This window comes from Mesorhizobium sp. M1365 (genome assembly GCF_040317865.1).
Lineage (GTDB): Bacteria > Pseudomonadota > Alphaproteobacteria > Rhizobiales > Rhizobiaceae > Mesorhizobium.
This window is the reverse complement of the sequence record NZ_JAMYLG010000026.1, coordinates 1-19,402: the sequence shown is the minus strand read 5'-3', so window position 1 is coordinate 19,402 and position 19,402 is coordinate 1. Positions and strand designations below refer to the sequence as shown.

General features: G+C 58.6%; 23 protein-coding genes and 3 pseudogenes. 17 read left to right on the top strand and 9 right to left on the bottom strand.

The features are described 5' to 3' along the window. Positions 1–7: 7 nt before the first annotated feature. Positions 8–2,110: a hydantoinase/oxoprolinase family protein gene (locus NKH04_RS23080; RefSeq protein WP_352816257.1), complete on the bottom strand. Its 2,103-nt coding sequence runs from the start codon at positions 2,108–2,110 to the stop codon at positions 8–10. 80 nt (positions 2,111–2,190) lie between these two features. Then, positions 2,191–3,309, bottom strand: a complete 1,119-nt coding sequence (locus NKH04_RS23075; RefSeq protein WP_352816259.1) for a LacI family DNA-binding transcriptional regulator — start codon at positions 3,307–3,309, stop codon at positions 2,191–2,193. Between the two features lie 464 nt (positions 3,310–3,773). Here NKH04_RS23075 and NKH04_RS23070 point away from each other — a divergent pair, with 464 nt between their 5' ends. From NKH04_RS23070 to NKH04_RS23060, 3 genes are all read left to right on the top strand, one after another. Further along, entirely contained in the window at positions 3,774–4,703 is a 930-nt protein-coding gene (locus NKH04_RS23070; RefSeq protein WP_352542293.1) for a sugar ABC transporter substrate-binding protein, read from the top strand. A gap of 73 nt (positions 4,704–4,776) precedes the next feature. Beyond that, positions 4,777–6,315, top strand: coding sequence for a sugar ABC transporter ATP-binding protein (locus NKH04_RS23065; RefSeq protein ID WP_352816263.1), 1,539 nt, complete (start codon positions 4,777–4,779; stop codon positions 6,313–6,315). A 23-nt stretch (positions 6,316–6,338) separates the two neighbouring features. Next, positions 6,339–7,364, top strand: coding sequence for an ABC transporter permease (locus NKH04_RS23060; RefSeq protein WP_352542291.1), 1,026 nt, complete (start codon positions 6,339–6,341; stop codon positions 7,362–7,364). A 463-nt stretch (positions 7,365–7,827) separates the two neighbouring features. On the opposite strand, the gene NKH04_RS23055 is transcribed toward NKH04_RS23060, so the two are convergent. Both NKH04_RS23055 and NKH04_RS23050 read right to left on the bottom strand, forming a co-directional pair. After that, positions 7,828–7,959, bottom strand: coding sequence for a hypothetical protein (locus tag NKH04_RS23055; protein WP_352816265.1), 132 nt, complete (start codon positions 7,957–7,959; stop codon positions 7,828–7,830). A 186-nt stretch (positions 7,960–8,145) separates the two neighbouring features. Beyond that, entirely contained in the window at positions 8,146–8,535 is a 390-nt protein-coding gene (locus tag NKH04_RS23050) for a hypothetical protein (protein ID WP_352816267.1), read from the bottom strand. A gap of 616 nt (positions 8,536–9,151) precedes the next feature. Here NKH04_RS23050 and NKH04_RS23045 point away from each other — a divergent pair. From NKH04_RS23045 to NKH04_RS23035, 3 genes and pseudogenes are all read left to right on the top strand, one after another. Then, positions 9,152–9,700, top strand: a complete 549-nt coding sequence (locus NKH04_RS23045) for a thiamine pyrophosphate-binding protein (protein WP_353045025.1) — start codon at positions 9,152–9,154, stop codon at positions 9,698–9,700. Beyond that, positions 9,619–9,885: pseudogene (locus tag NKH04_RS23040) on the top strand (thiamine pyrophosphate-binding protein); the annotation flags it as partial. The gene NKH04_RS23045 and the pseudogene NKH04_RS23040, both read left to right, overlap by 82 nt. Before the next feature lie 167 nt (positions 9,886–10,052). Continuing rightward, positions 10,053–10,769: a thiamine pyrophosphate-dependent enzyme gene (locus tag NKH04_RS23035; protein ID WP_353045024.1), complete on the top strand. Its 717-nt coding sequence runs from the start codon at positions 10,053–10,055 to the stop codon at positions 10,767–10,769. 179 nt (positions 10,770–10,948) lie between these two features. On the opposite strand, the gene NKH04_RS23030 is transcribed toward NKH04_RS23035, so the two are convergent. Further along, a complete protein-coding gene (locus NKH04_RS23030) occupies positions 10,949–11,212 on the bottom strand; it encodes a DUF6894 family protein (RefSeq protein WP_352542287.1) in 264 nt (87 codons plus the stop codon). Positions 11,213–11,378: 166 nt separating this feature from the next. On the opposite strand from NKH04_RS23030, the gene NKH04_RS23025 reads away from it, so the two are divergent. From NKH04_RS23025 to NKH04_RS22995, 7 genes are all read left to right on the top strand, one after another. Then, positions 11,379–11,639, top strand: a complete 261-nt coding sequence (locus tag NKH04_RS23025) for a hypothetical protein (RefSeq protein ID WP_352542286.1) — start codon at positions 11,379–11,381, stop codon at positions 11,637–11,639. Positions 11,640–11,710: 71 nt separating this feature from the next. Continuing rightward, complete coding sequence (locus tag NKH04_RS23020) at positions 11,711–11,944, top strand: hypothetical protein (protein WP_353045023.1); 234 nt, start codon at positions 11,711–11,713, stop codon at positions 11,942–11,944. Further along, on the top strand, positions 11,941–12,237 hold the full coding sequence (locus NKH04_RS23015; RefSeq protein WP_352542284.1) for a DUF982 domain-containing protein: 297 nt from the start codon (positions 11,941–11,943) through the stop codon (positions 12,235–12,237). The genes NKH04_RS23020 and NKH04_RS23015 overlap by 4 nt, the downstream gene beginning before the upstream one ends. 154 nt (positions 12,238–12,391) lie before the next feature. Continuing rightward, on the top strand, positions 12,392–12,586 hold the full coding sequence (locus tag NKH04_RS23010; protein ID WP_352542283.1) for a hypothetical protein: 195 nt from the start codon (positions 12,392–12,394) through the stop codon (positions 12,584–12,586). A 277-nt stretch (positions 12,587–12,863) separates the two neighbouring features. Then, complete coding sequence (locus NKH04_RS23005) at positions 12,864–13,082, top strand: hypothetical protein (RefSeq protein WP_352542282.1); 219 nt, start codon at positions 12,864–12,866, stop codon at positions 13,080–13,082. A 186-nt stretch (positions 13,083–13,268) separates the two neighbouring features. Then, positions 13,269–13,514 (top strand): DUF982 domain-containing protein, encoded by a 246-nt coding sequence (locus tag NKH04_RS23000; RefSeq protein ID WP_353045022.1) that lies wholly within the window; start codon positions 13,269–13,271, stop codon positions 13,512–13,514. 76 nt (positions 13,515–13,590) lie between these two features. Further along, positions 13,591–13,833 carry a DUF982 domain-containing protein gene (locus NKH04_RS22995; RefSeq protein WP_352542280.1) on the top strand — a complete coding sequence of 81 codons (243 nt, stop codon included), beginning with the start codon at positions 13,591–13,593 and terminating at the stop codon, positions 13,831–13,833. Positions 13,834–13,910: 77 nt separating this feature from the next. Here the strand turns inward: NKH04_RS22995 and NKH04_RS33260 are convergent. Continuing rightward, positions 13,911–14,176: pseudogene (locus NKH04_RS33260) on the bottom strand (hypothetical protein). Between the two features lie 340 nt (positions 14,177–14,516). Between NKH04_RS33260 and NKH04_RS22990 the strand changes: the two are divergent. Next, positions 14,517–14,972: a Ros/MucR family transcriptional regulator gene (locus NKH04_RS22990; protein WP_352816273.1), complete on the top strand. Its 456-nt coding sequence runs from the start codon at positions 14,517–14,519 to the stop codon at positions 14,970–14,972. A 351-nt stretch (positions 14,973–15,323) separates the two neighbouring features. Here the strand turns inward: NKH04_RS22990 and NKH04_RS22985 are convergent, their stop codons facing one another. Continuing rightward, positions 15,324–15,578 (bottom strand): DUF982 domain-containing protein, encoded by a 255-nt coding sequence (locus NKH04_RS22985; RefSeq protein ID WP_352542334.1) that lies wholly within the window; start codon positions 15,576–15,578, stop codon positions 15,324–15,326. Between the two features lie 52 nt (positions 15,579–15,630). After that, positions 15,631–15,864, bottom strand: a complete 234-nt coding sequence (locus NKH04_RS22980; RefSeq protein ID WP_352922206.1) for a hypothetical protein — start codon at positions 15,862–15,864, stop codon at positions 15,631–15,633. Positions 15,865–16,428: 564 nt separating this feature from the next. On the opposite strand from NKH04_RS22980, the gene NKH04_RS22975 reads away from it, so the two are divergent. Next, the gene (locus NKH04_RS22975) at positions 16,429–16,605 is read left to right on the top strand and encodes a DUF982 domain-containing protein (RefSeq protein WP_352542277.1); all 177 of its coding nucleotides are present in this window, start codon (positions 16,429–16,431) and stop codon (positions 16,603–16,605) included. 277 nt (positions 16,606–16,882) lie between these two features. On the opposite strand, the gene NKH04_RS22970 is transcribed toward NKH04_RS22975, so the two are convergent. Continuing rightward, entirely contained in the window at positions 16,883–17,143 is a 261-nt protein-coding gene (locus tag NKH04_RS22970; protein WP_352542276.1) for a hypothetical protein, read from the bottom strand. A gap of 586 nt (positions 17,144–17,729) precedes the next feature. Here NKH04_RS22970 and NKH04_RS22965 point away from each other — a divergent pair. After that, a pseudogene (locus tag NKH04_RS22965) lies at positions 17,730–18,464 on the top strand (Mu transposase domain-containing protein); the annotation flags it as partial. A gap of 16 nt (positions 18,465–18,480) precedes the next feature. After that, positions 18,481–19,254: an IS21-like element helper ATPase IstB gene (istB, locus tag NKH04_RS22960; protein WP_353045021.1), complete on the top strand. Its 774-nt coding sequence runs from the start codon at positions 18,481–18,483 to the stop codon at positions 19,252–19,254. Positions 19,255–19,402 lie beyond the last annotated feature (148 nt).

Below are 19,402 nucleotides of genomic sequence, written 5' to 3'. Positions count from 1 at the left end.
CGCCTCCTTAGAATGTCACACGCAGGCCACCGCTGGCCGTGCGTTCTGCGACTGTGCCCGGATCGACCACGACGGTGGTGAACGACGATTCGATGATGGCCGGGCCGGCAACCGGTTCGCCCGGCTGCATGGCTTCGTAGCGATGAACCGAGACGTCGCTCCAGCCGAGTTCGGTGAAGTAAACCGGCCGCTTTGCGCGACCACCGGCAAAATCACCCTCAGGAGGGAGCGTGCCGGTGGCCCGATCAGTCAGTCTGCATCTGACCTTGGCGCGCCAGGTCACGAATTCGACATTGGAATTGCGGTCGCTGATCTCGAAAATACGCTGGTGGGTGTCATGGAACGCATCCGTGACCTGCTTCAAATCGCCTTCGCTCTTCACCTGATCAAGCGGGAGAGGAACGTCGATTTCCCAGATCTGATGCGGATACCGCGCCTCTACGGAATACTCGATGTGGCAGTCGAGTGCCCCGGCGCCGGGCCCTTCCGCGAACTCAAGGCATCGCTTCCGTAGCTCTGCCAGAACCTCGTTGATCTTGTCAGCCGCAAATCTGTCGCTGGTTGTAAACTGCAGTTGCGCATAGTCCGACGAAAGCTCCGACATCAGGGCCCCGGCCGCGCTCATTACGGCACCTGCTTCGGGAATGAGGACACCAGCGCATTGAAGGCGCCTGGCAACTGCGACTGCATTAAGTCCTGCGGCGCCGCCGCCGCCGATCATGACGGCCGAGCGGGGATCAATGCCCTGATTGACCGTGATCTCCTCGATCGCTCCGACCATCTTTTCGGTTGAAAGCCTCAACACAGCGGCAGCGGCTTCCTCAACTTTGATGCCGAGCGGTTCGGCGACTTTCAATTGCAATTGCCGGGTCGCCCCCTCCCGGTCGAGGACCATGGCGCCGCCCAGGAAGAAGTCCGGATCGATATAACCCAGGATCAAGGCGCAGTCCGTGACGGTGGGCTCGGTTCCTCCGCGGCCGTAAGCGACGGGCCCCGGCGTCGAGCCCGCGCTCTGCGGACCGACCTGCAGAATTCCGCCATTGTCGACCCATGCGATCGAGCCGCCTCCGGCGCCGATACTCTTGATATCGACAGATGGAAAGCCGGTCATATGGCCACGTGTGCGCTGGCCAATCCATGTTTCGCGGCTCCAGGGGATGCGCCCGTCACGCACCAGGCTGACATCAAAGGTGGTCCCACCCGTGTCCGCGACAATCGCGATGGCATTGCCAAAATCGCGCTCTGCGTAGTAGCGGCCGGCGACGGGCGCCATCGCCGGTCCCGAATTGATCGAGTGGATCGGAGCCCGTGCAACTGCCGTCGCATCCATGATGCCGCCACTTGAGGTAATCATCAGTGTTCGACCGTTGAAACCGGCGTCTTGCAACCTGTTGGTCAAGCCATCGAGATACTTAAACATCAGCGGTTTCAGCGAGGCGTCAATGACGGTCGCGGAAGCTCGACGATACTCGCGCAGGGTTGGATTCAACTGATGCGAGAGCGTGTATGGAACATCCGGTAGATGCTCCTTAAGCAGTTCTGCGATACGCCGCTCATGAACCGGGTTGACAACCGACCACAGAAGGCAAACGCCAACGGCTTCGATTTTCAGCGCCTGCAGTTTTTTGATTGTCGCGATGAAGTCGGTTTCGTGTAGTCCCTCGACGATCTTGCCGCGAGCATCGACGCGTTCATCCACTTCGAACGTATACCGCCGAGGCACATAGGGTTCAGGGTAGGCGACCGTAAAGTTGAAAGGCTCAATGCGCCCGCCCTCGCGCATGACCAGGATGTCACGATGACCTTTGGTCGTGATGAAGGCTGTTTTCGCCGTCTTGCCGGTGATGATCGCGTTGATAGCCCGGGTGGTGCCGTGGACGAACATGGCGCCACGGCTCAGGAAATCTCCGAGTCTCATTCTGTAGTGCCTGGCAGCGAGATCCAAGGCATCGAGCACGCCGCGCACTGGGTCATCAGGCGTCGTCGATGCTTTGAACAGCCTTATCTCGTTGCCATCTTCAACGACAAGGTCGGTGAAAGTACCGCCGGTGTCGCACGCCATCCTGATATGATTTGCGCTTGGTTTGATCTGGGTGGCGTGGGTATTCATAAGGCAAGCCTCTTTCGTGCCAGCGCGGATGTATCCGGCCGGATATTCTGGGGTTGTTGGCAGAAGGGCGCTGTTTGGCGCTACTGTTCTAAGTGTCGTTTCCGGACATGCGTGGCGGCATCTTCCTGTGGCTTCGCACATGTGTCTCGAATGACGAGTTCGGGCAGAAAAATCGCGTCGGAGCCGGCGTTGGCCGGCTCCGCATTCGGTTTGAGAACACGCTCGACGGCAGCGCTGGCCATCGCCTCGATAGGCTGACGTATGGTCGTCAGTGCAGGAAATGACAGCTGGCTGATCCAGGCATCGTCCACGCCAATAATCGACATGTCCTTTGGAACGGCAATGCCGGCGGAACGGAAAGTCGCCAGCAGGCCCAACGCGATCATGTCGTTGAACGCGATAATGGCCGTGGGCCTGGGCGACAGCGCCGCCACATCGGAAGCGGCATCACGACCGACCTCGACCATCTGAGCGTCTGCGATATCAAGTGCGCTCTGGTGACGCTCGAGCACGACAGCCTGACTGTCGTCGAGTTCGTGATCCTTCATTGCTTTCTTGAAACCGGACAACCTCATCACCCGGCTGTGGGTGATGAGGGGATCGGTCACATAGGCTATCCGCCGATGACCGAGAGCAAACAGATGCTCCACAGCCATCCCGATTGCCGCCTCATGATCGAGATTGACCGTATCGAGCCGAGCAAGCTTCAAATCGAGCCTGTTGGCGTCCACGGCAACGATCGAAAGATCGCTCCACGCCGAGTAGTAACCGCGCCTGGTGTTCAGGGGTGCAATGGTGATGAGGTCGGCAACGCCGATGGCAGCCAGATTGTCCAAAAACTCTTTCTCGAGCTTCGGATCGCGCATGGTGTTGCACAGATGAACCCTGTAACCCGCCTTCACCGCAGCCTGTTCTATCGAGAACACCATTTGGCCATTGAACGGGTTGACAATGCTGGGCACGACCAGGGCGATTACCCGGGCCTTGCCAGTCTTTAGTTGGCGCGCTGCCTGGTTTGGTCGGAAGTCAAGCTCGGCAATTGCCGTCGCAATCCGCGTCCGGGTCTCCGTCCCGAGCCGATGGAATCGATTGTTCATGTAATTCGAGACGCTGCTCACCGATACGCTCGCCGCTTTCGCAACGTCCTGAATGGTGGCGCGGTCCGCAGCATCTGTGGGCGATCCACTCTTCGGCGGCATGACGTTCAAATCTCCCAAGGTCCCAGAGACCCTCATTCTACGACTCCCGAAGGAGAACGAAACCTCGATGGTCGCGAGTCCGGCCCCGCAGCTGTGCGATCGAGAAAGTCGGTAAAACGGTACACTAAAAATCGTCTGTGTCAATCGAGGGTCGATCTGAGGCTATCGGAGGTAATGCCGCTGGTATTATGGGGTTTGCAGGAATCACCTGACTCTGATGGGAGGCAAACTCCTCAAGTGGCAGTTGACAGATGAAAAAAATCTAGTGTATCGTTTTACCTACTGTAAGCAAGCCGAAGAGCTTCGCAGCAGGCTGAACGGCGCCGAACATGTTTGGCAAAGGGCAACGCGACGCCTGAAACTTGCACGATCGTTTTTTGCGATGCCGCCGCTAGTCCGACGGGTACCGGGGCGAAGTCGGCAATGACAAACTTTCAATCATCAAAAACCGACGGAGACGGAACATGAAAAAGATTTTGCTAGCTGCCGCTTGTCTAACGTTACTCGGTGTCCCTGCTCACGCCGAAACGATCGGCTTCAGCATGCAGCGGTTCGACGACAATTTTCTTGCGATTCTTCGCAGCGGCCTGGAGGCACACGCCAAAGACCTTGGGAATGTGACGTTGTTGATCGAGGATGCGCAGGGCGACATCGCCCGGCAGCAAAGCCAGATCGAAAACTTTATTGCCGCCAAGGTCGATGGGATGATCGTGATCCCGGTAGAGGCCGATGCCGGCGTCGCGATGTCCAAGACGGCCGACAAAGCCGGAATCCCTCTGGTCTTCGCCAACAATCAGCCTTCCAACGTCGATCAGTTGCCGGAGAAGCAGGCGTTCGTCGGCTCGGACCAGATCCAGGCAGGCAGCCTGGAGGCGCGCGAGGTCTGTCGTTTGCTGGATGGCAAGGGCAAGGCCGTGATTCTGATGGGTGAACTCGGAACGCTGGTTGCGCGTGGCCGCACCGAGGCGGTGCACGAGGTCTTCAAGTCCGACGAATGCAAGGGCATCGAAATCGTCGAAGAGCAGACGGCGACCTGGTCTCGCACGCAGGCGCTCGACCTGACCACAAACTGGATGTCAGCTGGTCTCAACTTCAACGCTGTCATTGCTAACAACGACGAGATGGCACTGGGTGCGCTTCAGGCCATCAAGGCAAGCGGGGGATCAACCGGCGATTATGTCGTTGCCGGCATCGATGCAACGCAGGACGCCCTGACAGCCATGAAATCAGGCGACCTCAAGGTGACCGTTTTCCAGGACGCCATCAGCCAAGGAAAAGGCGCGCTCGACACAGTTCTGAAGCTGGCGCGAGGCGAGAAGACCGACAAGAAGGTCTTCACCACGCTCGAACTCGTCACCAAGGACAACATGGACAAATACCTGAAAAGGAATTGATCGCCAGCATCGCGCGCCGGTCGACGATCGGCGCGCGAACTGTTCCGTTCGATCTGGATTTGGGACGACTTCGATGCAGACCACAGTCGCCGCTACCTCAACCCCACCTTGTCTTGAGGACAAGCGTCAGCCCTGCCTGCTGAGCGTGACCGGGATCAGCAAGTCGTTTCCGGGCGTAGTGGCTCTCGACGACGTGAGCTTTCAACTCAGACGGGGTACCGTCCATGCACTGATGGGTGAGAACGGCGCGGGCAAATCCAGCCTGATGAAGATCCTGGCAGGGATATATCAACCCGATGCGGGAGAGATCCTCCTCGATGGCGTTTCCGCTCAGTTCAAAACGCCTCTCGATGCGCTGGCGCAGGGTGTCGGCATGATCCATCAGGAGTTGAACCTGATGCCCTCGATGACGGTCGCGGAGAACATCTGGATAGGCCGAGAGCCGCGCAACCGATTTGGGATCATCGACCATCGGCGCATGAATCGCCTATCTTATGATCTTCTGGCGGAGTTGAAAATCAACCTGAATCCAGAGGCGGAAGTTCGCCATCTGTCGATTGCCAACAGGCAGATGGTGGAAATCGCGAAAGCGGTTTCCTATCGCTCGCGCGTCCTCATCATGGACGAGCCCACCTCGGCACTGACAGAGCGCGAGTCGGCCCACCTCTTCGAGATAATAGGCGACCTGAGAAACCAGGGCATCGGCATCGTCTATATCTCACACAAGATGCACGAGATCTTCGAAATATCAGACGAGATCTCCGTTTTTCGTGACGGCAAATATATCGGCACCCACGCGGCGGCGGCCACCTGCAGGGATGAGATCATCCACATGATGGTTGGCAGAGACATCTCAACACTGTTTCCGAAGAAGAATGTTCCGACCGATGATGTTTTACTTTCGGTTCGGGACCTCACTTTGCGCGGCGTCTTCTCGGGGGTCTCTTTCGATCTGCGGGCGGGCGAGATACTGGGCCTCGCCGGCTTGATCGGGTCGGGGCGGTCCAACGTTGCCGAGACGATCTTCGGGGTGACGCCCGCCACCAGCGGCGAGACACGGATAAGGGGGCAACGCGTCGATTTGAAATCGCCACGCGATGCGATCGCCAATGGAATGGCCTTCCTGACAGAAGACAGAAAACAAAGCGGCTGTTTTCTCGTCCTCGACATTCTCGAGAACATGCAGATTGCGGCTCTTCAAAGCCAATTCGTCAAAGCCGGTTTCGTCCAAGCCAAGGTGATTGCCGCGGCATGCAACGAGATGAGCAAGGCGTTGCGCGTCAAGAGCTCCGGAATCCACACCACGGTCGAAAACCTATCGGGCGGCAATCAGCAGAAGGTGCTGATCGGACGCTGGCTTTTGACCAAACCGGGCATCCTAATCCTGGACGAGCCGACACGCGGCATTGACGTTGCTGCCAAAGCTGAGATTCACGCCCTTGTCTCATCACTCGCCAGCGCGGGCGCGGGCGTCATTCTGATCTCCTCGGAGATGCCGGAGATCCTTGGAATGAGCGATCGGGTCATGGTGATGCATGAAGGAAAGATCACCGGCGTTCTGGACCGAGATGAGGCGACGCAGGTCAAAATAATGGAACTCGCTTCGAAATAAGCGAGGAATAGAGGAACTGCACGATGGGAAAAGACACAACAGCCGCCGCCATTCCTGATTACCGTGGCAGCTTTGACGGTTGGCGAAAACCTCAGGAGCTCAATATCTTCCTGGTCCTGGTGGGGATCGTTCTTCTCTGCGAGGTGTGCGGCTGGCTTTTGATCGGGCAGAGTTTCGTCTGGAATCCGCAACGCCTCACGATCACCATCCTCCAGGTGTCCGTGGTGGGGATCATCGCAATCGGCGTGACGCAGGTCATCATTACCGGCGGCATCGACCTTTCTTCGGGGTCCGTCGTGGCGGCAAGTGCGATGATGGCGGCTGGGTTTGCGCAATCCGCGGAATGGTCGAAAGCTCTCTATCCATCACTGACCGGTTTGCCGGCGATCGTCCCGATCGCCGTTGGTGTCTTGATCGGTTTGATTGCAGGCATAACCAACGGCGTTTTTGTTGCCTATGCCCGCATCCCGCCGTTCATCGCAACGCTCGGAATGATGGTTTCGGCTCGGGGTATTTCGAAATGGTATACAAAGGGCCAGCCCATTTCGGGGCTGACCGATCAATTCACCGCCATCGGCTCGGCTGCCTGGCCGGTGTTTGTCTTCATAGTCGTCGCAACAATTTTCCATGTTGCGCTTCGCTACACCCGGTACGGCAAGTACACCTATGCGATCGGCGCGAACGTCCAGGCAGCGCGGGTCTCCGGCATAGATGTCGAAAGGCATCTGGTTAAGGTCTACGCGATCGCCGGAATGCTTGCCGGGCTCGCCGGCATCGTCACCGCAGCGCGCGCGCAGACGGCTCAATCCGGCATGGGATACATGTATGAGCTCGATGCGATTGCCGCAGCCGTGATCGGCGGAACGTCGCTTGCCGGCGGGGTCGGCCGGATAGGGGGCACCGTAATCGGCGTGGTGATCCTGGGCGTGATGTCGTCAGGATTCACGTTTTTGCGGGTCGACGCCTACTATCAGGAAATCGTCAAGGGCCTGATCATCGTCACGGCCGTGACCATTGATGTCTACCGGAATCGGCAGAAGCGCTCCTAGATCGAGCTCGCGGTCGAAGGGCGTCTATTTCCAAAAAGGTACAATAAAAAGCCGTTCAGATGAAACCCACCAAGGCAAGGAGGTTCCGCAAGCACAAAAGGACTTTAGGTCAATTCTCAAAAATTCCATCGATGGAGATCGAAAATGCAAATCAAAGCGCTACACAGTTTGGAACTGCAGCATTTTGACGTCGGCTCATTAGTCGAATGCATATCTCAAAGGTGGCGATATTTGGCCAGGGTTCACGACTTTGCTCGTCGCCTCGTCGACAAGCATGGGGCGAGCCGTGCGTCGGATCTTACAAAACGGGCCGCTGCCAGAGCATCGGGGAGGCGCGGGGCGACCCTGAGGGCAGTTGCCGAGTCAGTGAACGATCTGATGCGGTTGGACATTTTCTACCATTGACTGGACGATTCGAGCCCACGGCAAGAACTGCCCACAGTCGCTCACCATAACGATCAACTCAGCTGATCGGGTGCAGTTCGATAGCCAACCAAACCGCGTCGGCGTCGGCGAAATAGCGATGCCACGGATATTGCCACTGGTTCGTTCCGCTGACCCGGCAAAACGCCTCATAGGCAAAGCCCGGCACCATGGGGACATCTCAATAAAGCGTTGCCTGGTCTTTCTCCCGGAATTTCTGCATGCGGCCGGTTCCCAATATCTGCGTGTGGACCTCGAGGAAGGGAGGGTTGTGGTGAATGAACCAGTCGGTTCCAGCGGGTGACCACCAGAGGTTAGTTTGAGCACGAAGCGCTGCAATTGCCGTTCCACGGCGATCTCACCGGAAAAGAACAGCGGGTCGAGCTCGACTTCGCCGACCGTGTGCTGCGGTGAGATGAAGAGCGGAATCTGGCGCGGGAAAGACCGGATGCGGTTGCCGAGCCAGTCCCAGCCGCGGAACATGACACCACTCAGGTCGACTGTCTTGCAAATTTTCGATCCGGCCGCTCTGTTCGATCATCGCCTTCGACAGCATGGCCGAGCGCCACGGCGCAATTGAAGTCTTGATCGCATCATCGAGGGCCAGCCGGGTGCTCGACAGGTTGACGACTATGCCGCTTTCGATGTGCAGGCCGGAGCCATTTTCAAAGAAATCGGCGGCGACAAAATCGTCCGTGAAATTCAGAGGTCGATGCTGCAGCAGGCCGCTACCCCGATGAATACTCATTCGATTCCCACATCTCTCGGGACCATGGGGCGATGCCGTCCTGCGATGGCAGTCGCGAAAAAGGCGCAACGACTGACGGTCAACAGGACAGAAAGAGGGGGCATCCGCAATTTCGCAGGCGCGCTTCGATCAGCGCGATCTGACGCAATACTCGCGTCGCCGGCCGGTATTGCACCATCCGCGACACCGGCTGAGTCGTCGATCCAACAGCGGACAGAGGGTCTGGCGTCGAAATTCAAGCGGCCGATCCGATTTCGTTGCGGAAACCGGGCACCGTCGCCGAACGCGGGTCAGCATGCACCGACAGCATCTTACGCACTGGGCGCTTCAGATTGCGTCACATTAGAAATCATTGAGAAATTGCGAGTTGTCTGTCGGCGAAGTCATATCGCAGGGCATTCAGCCGATCCGGGCCGACCTACCAGAGGAATGGTCGTGCACATGGAAGGCAAATCACAAAAGAGCGGAGCAAATGCATGCCTGCGCGTGAAGACGTGCCACGGCAGACCGCTGGCGAGGGGAGTCCTGCAGGCATGAAGCTTACTGGCGGCCAGGTCATCGCGACTGCGTTGAAGAAGTACGGCATAAAATATGTGGCAGCCATCCCCGCGCACGGATGCTGGGCGATGCTCGAGGCCTCTTGCATAAGGGCAGCGAAATCCCGGTTATCCAGGTGATGCACGAGCAATGCGCGGTGAATATGGCCGATGGTTACTGGCGCGCCTCGGACAAGCCGATGGCGGCGATGACTTCGATTGGCCCCGGCGCCGCCAACACCATCATCGGCCTCGCAACGGCCTACGCCGACTCGACGGCGGTCCCGCTCTTCACAGGCGGGCCGGCGACGCATATGCGAGGCCACGGGGTCATGCAGGAGCTCGATCGTCACCGCACCAATTTTTTCCCGCAGATCGCCAGCGGCGCCGTCAAACGATCTTTCGAGGCTGGTCGCGTTGATGAGTTGCCCTTTATAATGCATCGAGCCTTCAACGGCATGCTCAGCGGTCATCCGGGTCCGGTGCATGTCGAAGTGCCGATGGATATCCAGTCGGAAGCAGCCGAGGTGGACATCCACGACGTTGCATGGCGATGGGCCGCGCCCGACCTGACCAGCGGGCAGTCGAGGCTGCCGCCACGGCGTTGCTTTCGGCCGAGCGTCCGGTGATCGTGGTTGGCGGCGGCGCCATCACGGCGGAAGCAGCACCGGAAGTGAGGAAGCTGGCCGAAAAGACCGGCGCCGTGGTTGTCACGACCTGGAACGGCAAGAGTGCCTTCCCGGAAGGTCATGTCCTTTACGCAGGAGCAGTAGGCCAGACGGGAACTTCGGCCGGCAACAATATCGCTGCCGGGGCGGACCTCATTGTTTCCGTCGGCTGCCGCTTCACCGATCGGCGTCCAGTTGGCGCAAAGGCGTTAGTTTCTCTATCCCGCCGGCGAAGCTTGTCCATATCGACATCGACCATCAGGAGATTGGCAAGAACTGCCCGACGGCGGTCGGACTTGTTGCCGACGCCAAGATGGCGCTTGCCGATATCATCGATACCATTTCGTCCGAGCAGTCAAACAAGGCACTTGCCCGGCGGGAAGCATTCCACAACGCGGTCGCTCGTGAGAAGACTGATTGGGAAACGCAGCTCCCGCACGTCGCGACAGCAACCAGTTCCCTTTTCACGATGCAGCGTCCGCTGAAGGAACTTCGCGAAATCATGGGTCGCGAGGACATTCTTCTCGTCGGCTCAGGCAACACGCAAGGCGTCGTGAAACAGAGCTATCCGGTTTACGAGCCACGCACGCACATCACCTCCGGCAGCTACTCCTCGATGGGTTGGGCGCTGCCGGCTGCCCTCGGCGCCAAGCTTGCCTGCCCGGACCGAAAGGTCTGCGTCATCCTCGGTGACGGCGACTTCATGATGTCGATGCAAGAGATGGCGGTGGCAGCGATGCACAACATCCCGATCATCGTCGTCGTGCAAAACAATTCCGGCTACATGGCGATCCGCAGCGGACAGCGAAAGATCCTCGGCCGCCATGCCGCCAGCGAATTCAATATGGGCAATGGCGGCGCCTACTCGCCGCAATTCGCTGAAATTGCCAAGAGCTTCGGCATCGACTCCTGGCGCGTCGAGAGCGCCGACAAGCTGAAACCGGCCCTGGGCTGCATTTTCGGAACTGACCCTACAGGACGCCCCGCAACGTCAACGCGCCTTGGTAGGCCGGCAGGAGCTGCTTACTGACAAGATGGCCGGGTGGTCTTCGGCTAGCCGGTCCAACAGCTTACGCGAAGCTGCGATTACACGGCGGGTTTCGTCGATGGTCTGCCGAAGGTCTTCGATGTCTGCGCGCGCGCGGCGCTCATTCAATCGAGCAGCTACTATTTCAGACTTGTCCCAGGCCGAAAGCATTTTGAAGACGTCTAGCGCTCCCGCAGCTCAAACTTGAGCATTGCCTCTGCGAACCTGTGGCCGCTTTCGTCGCGTACCTTCATCACAAACTCTCGATAGAGACCATCCGGCAGCTTATCTTTGGTGATTTCGACCAAGGCTCTTACCGCCTCTTGGTTTGCAGCTTCGAGGTTGGGCAGATATGTGCCTTCCAGGTCTGGGAAGACTTGGCCGGTGTCGGTGAAGAAGAAAAAGCGAGGCATTCCTACAAACACACCATGGCGGGAATGGTTCACGCTTGCCTAGCAATTGGTTGGTCAGCAGGCCTTTGTCGCTCTAAATCACGCCGACCGATAACAACCGTGGACTGACCTCCAATGTCCGCGACATTTGGTTAAAAACGTACGCGCCAAGACTCATCGCCGCGATCGGCTTAGAATTACTTCCGAAAGGAGCGCTCTTATGCTGCCATTGCCCCACGCCGTCGATCCGAAGGTAGTTGCTGAGGTCAATAGTCTGCTAGACGATCACGCGGGGGCGGTGCCAGTGCCCGTTCACAAACTGGCGGCGGTTGTCCGGCTGCGCCTCAAAAGCCATCTTTCCATCGCGACTATCGAGGAGCTGATCGTGGACGAAGCCGAGTGTCGCCACCTGCCCATGCTGTTCGAACTGCCGGGAACGGAAGCGGCTGTAGTTTCATCTGCTCTGAGTCGCGCGACTTGAAGGTTTAGGGGCTCGGGCATTCGGCTCTGGCAGGAGAGCCCACCGCGCGTCCGCCCCAATGGTGACAGCCTATGACCAGCAGCAGCTCAACTAGTGGTACGGCCTATCCTGGCGACCTGGTTCTGTTGAAGCAGGTCTTTGATCGTGTATGCGCCGAGCAAGACATTCCAGTAGGAAGCGAGCAGGCGGAGCGCCTGAGCGTGAGCGCAATGGCACTTTTCTCGGACGGCGAGTTCGACGAGGCCGTTCTCTACGAACACCTTCGGTTTGTTGCCCGCTCCCTGCCGAGAAGGGACCGAGCATGACCCACCATGATTCGGATGGTCGGCGGGTTCGTGCCGCCCTACTTACCCCCATGGCAACCCATTGGTTCGTCCCTCCGGTGTTCGTGAAGACTGAAACCGGCGACAGGCGTGGCTGCAACAATGCCAAGGCAGCCCTTGAGCAGCTCAAGAGGTGGACCCGCAGAGGACCTCGCTGGCAAAAGGCGGTGACCCTCTGCCTGTCAGATCTGGAGGGCGATCCGATTGACCCTCAGGTGGTACGAAAGGCCTTCGAGGCTGCCGCTAAGGAAGCCAAGATGTGTCTTTCCCCGTAGGAGGGGCTGAAATTTCTCCCAATATTCAGTCCTTTATTTCGTATGATTTGAAGATTGATTTTTCCGTGGAGTGACCCATAAGATGGCCGCTTGGGTTCTCGCCGAGGTGGGAGGCCTCGTATGAAGTTTTTGACGAAACCGCCGACCCGACATAATGACTGCACATGAGCTTGTTGAACAGCTGATCCTACAGGCCCGTCGCGGCCAAATCATCTCCATAAAAGACACTATTGCAGCGGTGCGCCGAGACGGGCCACATCTGGCGGAAACTGACTGCGAGTTGGTGGAGCTTATTGTCAATGTTGCCCCAGCCTTTGGCCTGTTTGTCGGGTTCGATCTTCGTGAATAGCCGCATGGCAAGCCATTGGTTGTCCCCTCCAGTCTACGGCAGGACCGACAGCACCCAGGTTGGGACGAAAGGCGAATCGGGGCGCGCTCTATAGGTCGAGAGGGGTACGGGGGTTTTCGCGCGAGCCAATTACCCGATCATCCGATCAGAAACTCCAGCTAAAAAATGCTGACTGTTGCGGCCTAGCACCGTGCCAATTTGTACGACTCGTACATGGCCTTGATGTCGCTCAGGCAGGGAGTAAAGTCCACTTCGGCGTGTGCCTGGGGAGGGCTGGATGAGCGTCGCGCAAAGGGTAGGTCCGCTTTTAGGGCAAGCAATCAACGTACTCCTCAACAGGGCGGACCGTGGCGACACGGTCTCGATCAAAGTGGCGCTACGCGAAGCGCGGGAGGCTGCGCCTTATTTGGTAGCCTCCGACGAAGAATTAACCGAGGCGATAGTCGAGGCAGCAACGGCCATGGGCCTCTACGTGGCTTTCGACGGTCGCGAGTAGCTGTCAGCCAAACTTCAGTCACTGTGGCATGGCGACGGAGGCGCGCCGCCCTGCGCCAATTCCAACGGTCAGAGGTAATCCGCAATTACCTTCGCAACCTGCTGAATCTGCCTGTACAACGGGAACTGCCGGCTGAGCAAAGGTATTTGCTGGAGGAACTTGATAAGGTCGACAAAGAGTGACCGCATGGCTCGCCACTGGTTCAACCCTCCGGTCCCGGTCAAGACCGAGCGTCCCGGGATCATCCGCAACGTCAACAACGCCGAGACGGCCGGCGAGGAGCTGATGAAGTGGACCAAGCATGGCCCTTGGTGGCACCTCGCGGTGCGCGTTTGTATGGCCGTGATATTCGACGAGATGGAACCTGAGGAGGCTCGTAAGGCATTCCTGGCTGCTGCAAAAGAGGAGGGGACGTTACGGTCCTCAGATTAGAGCTGGTGATTGAAAGTTTATCAAAACTCGCGATCGGAAGCTGGTTACTGAGGGAGTCCCCTCCAATTTCCACCCAATGGCAACCCATTGGTTCTCCCCTCCGGTGTACGTCACCGACCGACGTGGGGCCACCTACGCGTGCAACAATGTCGAGGATGCCGCCGAGGAACTTATGAAGTGGACCAGGATGGGACCTAAGTGGAGGAAGGCTGTGCAACTATGCATAGAAGCCCTCCAGGACCGTGTGATTCCGGAAGAGGTCCGTCAGGCTTTCGAGGCTGCTGCCAAGGAGGAGGGGGTGTTACGCTCCTCTGGTTAGGTCTCCTGTGTCCCTGTGCCCCTCGGCTACACCCTGAGGAGAAGTTCAGGGGAGCCTTGGGGATACCGGCCTAATCGTCACTCCATGTCGGGCACGTCGTTCCGAACCAAAGAGCGTCGTCGGCTCGCCGTATTCGTCCAGCGCCGGGTTAGCATCACGCGACCACGCAATGACATCGGCATGTTTCGTCGCCAGAGCTTTGGCGGTCCTTATCGCTCGGTCTTCGGTCTGCTGCTCGGCTGGCCCATAGGCTGCCTGGAAGTCGCCGCTCTCATCGCGGCTCGAAGGCGGTGACGACAATCAGCTTGGGGGCCTTCTGCTGAAGAAGGAAGCTGTCTGACATGTTGGTGCCTTTCGGATTGGTGAAGCCTAAGCAGAGGGCATGAAAGTGACAGGCGAAACAAGCGCCGACTCGACATAGAGTAAATGCGGGATCATCGTCCTCACGCACCAACTAGGTGGGGAGAAAAAAGCGTTGCTGCCTCAGCCAACGATCTGCTGATCGCATTCGGGTGAATGAGGGTGCTACACCTGAAGGGAATCGGCCGCACACACGCGTGTCGCAGGCGATGACCAGCACAGTCGGCCTTGGAGTAATCTAGCGTCAAATAATCATTGTTTGCAATTGCGCAGGCCGAATTTTCCAAATAGGAACGCCGGAGATCAACAAGGGAACGATTTTGATGGATGAAGCAATTGGGCAGCGAAGGGCTGATCTGCTAGGGATGACAGCAGATATCGTCGCAGCCTATGTCCAGAGCAACGCAACGCCCGTGGCGGATCTGCCGAATTTGATCGCCAGTGTTAATTCTGCGTTGTCTGGCCTGGCTGAGCCGGTCGCTGCAGCATCGCCAATACTGACGCCCGCGGTAAATCCTAAGAAGTCGATCTTTCCCGATCACATTATAAGCCTTGAGAACGGGCGCAAGTTCAAGTCGATGAAGCGCCACCTGGGCTTGCTTGGCATGACACCTGATGAGTACAGAGCCAAGTGGGGTTTGGCGTGGGACTATCCTATGGTAGCGCCCAGCTATGCGGCTCAGCGGTCTGCACTTGCCAAAGCTGCCGGTCTCGGCCGCAAGGCGGTTGACAAAACGCCGCCAAAGAAAGCACCAGCAAAGCGCAAGGCCAAAGCCTGACAGTGCACGAATTCGGGCCATGCCATTAGGTCTAGATGGTCTAGGTGGCCTGGCTGAGAATGAGCTGCCTGGCTTCGCGGTTCAGTAAGCGCCGCTCACGCCACAACACAAGCTTCTGCACGGCTTGCGTCTTCACGTCCTCGTATCCTGACGGGGCAGGGGAGGTCGATCAATGTGCGATCGACAAGTCGAGCCGATACATCGTCGCCCTCGACAGACAATCAAATCATATCGACAAAATCGCACTACATCGATACGTCACACTCTGCTCGATGCCACTAAGCAACAAAGCCGCTGAATCCAGCAGCGCTCCGTGCTTCAAGGGCATGCCCATACGGGTGCTGGGCAAGCCTAAATTTCTTCCCCGAGCAGTATCCTGGCCTCCTTGGCCGCAGCGATGAACGCCTGGCGCGCTATCCTTGGTGGTTTTTCTCCACGGATTACGGCAAGGCATGCTTCGATTGCGGCGAGCCGCGACTTGCCCGCCGGCCTCGGCCAATCCCTCAATAGAACTTCGGCCGCGTCGGATACTGATGCAACAACTCTGTCGCGATCGATCCGGCCGGGTTGAACGACGACGGGCTTTCTGAAACGTCTCGTACGCACGACAGCCTCCAAGAACAAGATATGTTAGCTTCCGGTGATCCTTTGCGCCACATCAAACTTCGGCAAGTAGTCGACCGTGAACAATCCGCGCTCTAGCGGCGACCGGCTTGGGCCGGAGTTGAAGCAGAGCGATCAAGAGCGACAAAGACCCTTCAGCCACCTGAGCATCGCGCGCCACCGCGTTGCGTCTTCTCTCAGCTTCGATAGTTGGGGTCTTCGCGCCGAGAAGCCGCGACGCCCGCCCGGCGTTGCGTATAAGATGACCGGGCAGGCGAAAAACCTGCATGTGGTTCTCCTATGATTTGAGCTTCGCAACCCGAGTTGCGGAGAACCCCTCCTCAACTGCAAGAATCTCATATCTGTCTGAGCTCGGTCACTCTGGCACGATGATCACGGAGGGCAATGCCGCGACGCAACTACGCCGGTGGAGATTCCTTCGGAGCCGAAACCTTTCAACAAAACCGGCTCCACAAACGGGTTCGGCGCCTACGTGGCTTTCATGCCCAAGACAAGGATCGGCATCCTGATGTTGGCGAATGGCGCTCCACAACCATGCAGGAGACGCCCTGATGGCTCAGAAGCGATGCGTCCAGCCGTTGTGCTCCAGTGACTGGAGCACCGGAAGCATACTCTGCGGTTGACAAAGACAGCACGCGCAAGCTGGGCGTTCGAATCGCTTCACCCGCCCAGCAGGGCACAACCCACGCCGGAAACGAACTCAAAATGGATAGAAACTGGGCAACGTCAAGCGTCAAGCCGCAGCCAGGCAGGTGACCATCACCACGAATAAAAACGCGAAAAATCAGTGCAGTCATAGACGTCCCCAACTTGCCAACGACAAGATAGTCAGATGGTCGAGGTGGTAAGCTTGGCGGTGGTCAGATGGACCAAGCGCGGTCCTAAATGGAATAAAGCGGAAAGGGTGTGCATGGCGGCACTAGCCGGCGAGCTATCACCCGACGACGCCCGCATCGGTTTCAAGGCTGCCGCCATCGAGAAAAAGATGCTGGTCGCGGGTGATCCTTGACGGGACGGACGCTTGAGGCACGATCCCCACCTTAGCGCGACAATCGAAATCGTAATGCCGACGTTGAGCGACAATGAAGTACCGCACCGACTCCGTGGCTACTGGCCATCGTGGCAAGGACCACGATGCGCCTGACAAGGCCCAGGGTAACCAAAGCCCCGCTCCGGCGTTGGGGCGAGGGCGGGGGACCCTTTGGCCGGAGCGGGGTTAGGCTAGGTGGTCACCCCGTGGCAAGCAAAGGCGACCCCAGTTGAGATTAGCGGATTTTGTGGCGCTTTCAATATTTCAATATCCGTGACTGAGTGCCTATCGCCTCAGCGGCGCTGGTAAGGAATCGGGCTTCTCGCAAGAGCGAGTCCCAGTTGAGGTTGCCCAATAGGTTGATGAGATCGCGCGCCTGTTCGACGGTGATCCCCGTTTCTTTGACCAGCCGCAGAATGACCAAGTCGTGCATCGGCGGTGGATTGGCGACTTCGCCGGCATCGCAGAACCTTCCAGCGGCAGCCCAAATCATCGGGACGAGGTAGAGCGTCTGCAATAATAGGCAAGAAGGACATTCTACAGGCGGACGTTTGTACCTGCTCCACTCAACCGGCTGGGTGATTAGCATGAGGCTTAGGCTGTGGTGCATGAGCACGCGGTAGCTGCGCAAGCTTCGCTACACCAGCGCACTCGGTCGTGCGCATTGGCACGCTGGCATGTGCATCGGTGGCGGCAACCGGCAGGGTGGGTGGCTTCAGAGATTGAGTACAGAAAAGGCCAGGAATAAATCGGGAGCGACTGTTCACGCGTTGTCCTCGACACGCTTGCCCTCCGCATCCGTCCCTTTGATCTCGGTAGTCCACGCGTCGGTGGGCGCCGATTGCTGGCGGATTGCGTGTTTCAGAAATTCGCGGACACCCATTCCGCTAATTCGCGGACAGCGATTTCAGTAATTACGGGACCGTGATTCCGCTAATTCCCAGACAGTTTTCAGGGCGGATAACGGTCGGTTCTCGGGAGCGCCGTTCTGGCATTTTGCCCTCTCATCATCGGGTTGAGAGGGGCCATGCCAAGACGGAAGCAAGCGAGACGAACGACAGTGAAAGACCTACGATCAATCCTGCGCCTGACGCATGAGCAGGGTCCTGGCCCGGCTGCGCAACCGGCGCTTCTTCAGTCTCGGCGATCTCAACGCCGCAATCGCGGGGTTGCTGGAGGATCTCAACAACCGCCCCATGCGCCATGTCGGCAAAAGCCGCCGCGAACTGTTCGAGGAGATCGAGCGGTCGGCTCTGGCGCCGCTGCCGCCGGCGCCGTTCGAATATGCGGAGTGGAAATCGGCCAAGGTGCATCCCGACTACCATGTCGAGATCGACAGGACCTTCTACTCGGTGCCGCACGCGCTGATCGGGCGGCGCGTGGATGTGCGGCTCACCCACCGGGTGGTCGAGCTCTTCCATGATCACAAGCGCGTCGCCAGCCATGTCCGCCGCTCGCAGCGCTGCGGCCATGTCACCGTCAACGAGCACATGCCCAAGGCGCATCAGCGCTATGCCAACACGACGCCGGCGAACCTGATCCGGCAGGCAGCCGGGATCGGCGCCAACACCGCCATCCTGGTCGAGCGGATGATGCGCGACCGTCCCCATCCCGAGCAGGGATACCGTTCCGCGTTTGGCATCCTCTCGCTGGCCCGTCGCTACGAGCGGGATCGGCTCGAGGCGGCCTGCGAGCGGGCGCTGGCCATCAATGCGATCACCTACTCCTCCGTCAACGCCATCCTCAAATCCGGCCTCGACCGCGTGCCGCCCGCGGCCGAGCCGGCCAAACCCACGCCATCGCACACCAACATCCGCGGCGGCTCCTATTATCAGTGAAGGAAGGAAACCAACCATGCTGACACATCCAACCCTCGACCAGATGCAGGCTCTCGGCCTTGGCGGAATGGCCGCCGCCTATCGGGACCTGGCCGACCAGAGCAACGCCGACGATCTCAGTCGCGACGAGTGGCTTGGCCTGATGCTCGATCGTGAAGCCGCCAGGCGTGCCGACAAGCGTGTGACCAACCATCTCGCCGTTGCCAGGCTGCGCTTTGTCGACGCCTGCATCGAGAACATCGACTTCGCCGCACATCGCGGGCTCGACCGGCGCAATACGCTATCGCTCGCCCATGGCGCCTGGCTGAAGGCGCATGAGAACCTCATCATCACCGGGCAGACCGGCACCGGAAAGACCTGGCTGGCCTGCGCCTTCGGACGTCAGGCCGCCCGGCTCGATCATTCCGTGCTCTACCTGCGCATGCCACGTCTGTTTGAGGATCTCGCCCTGGCGCGTCTGGACGGCCGCTTTCCCCGTCTCATCGACAAGCTGGCTCGGGTGCAACTGCTCATCCTTGACGACTGGGGCACCCACAGCCTGACCGACCAGCCGCGTCTCGATCTGCTGGAAATCTTCGAGGAACGCTACCGCCGGAAATCGACGCTGATCACCGCGCAACTGCCAATCGCCCAGTGGCATGCCATGATCGGCGAGCCGACAATCGCCGACGCCATTCTCGACCGGATCGTCCACAACGCCCATCGCGTCACCCTCGAAGGCGACAGCATGAGAAAGCAAAAAACACCGCCGCTCTTGACCGGCGCCAAAACGCTTAGCACGAATGGTTAATCCTTCGAACTGGCCACAACCTTCGCCAATTGCCGGGCATAGTGTCGCCGGTGGCAAGGGCATGGTTCAGCCAAGGATGAGACCAACCAACAGAACGGTAATAATAAAGGACAACACGACGGCAAGTAGCCCGCATGCTTCCAAAGTG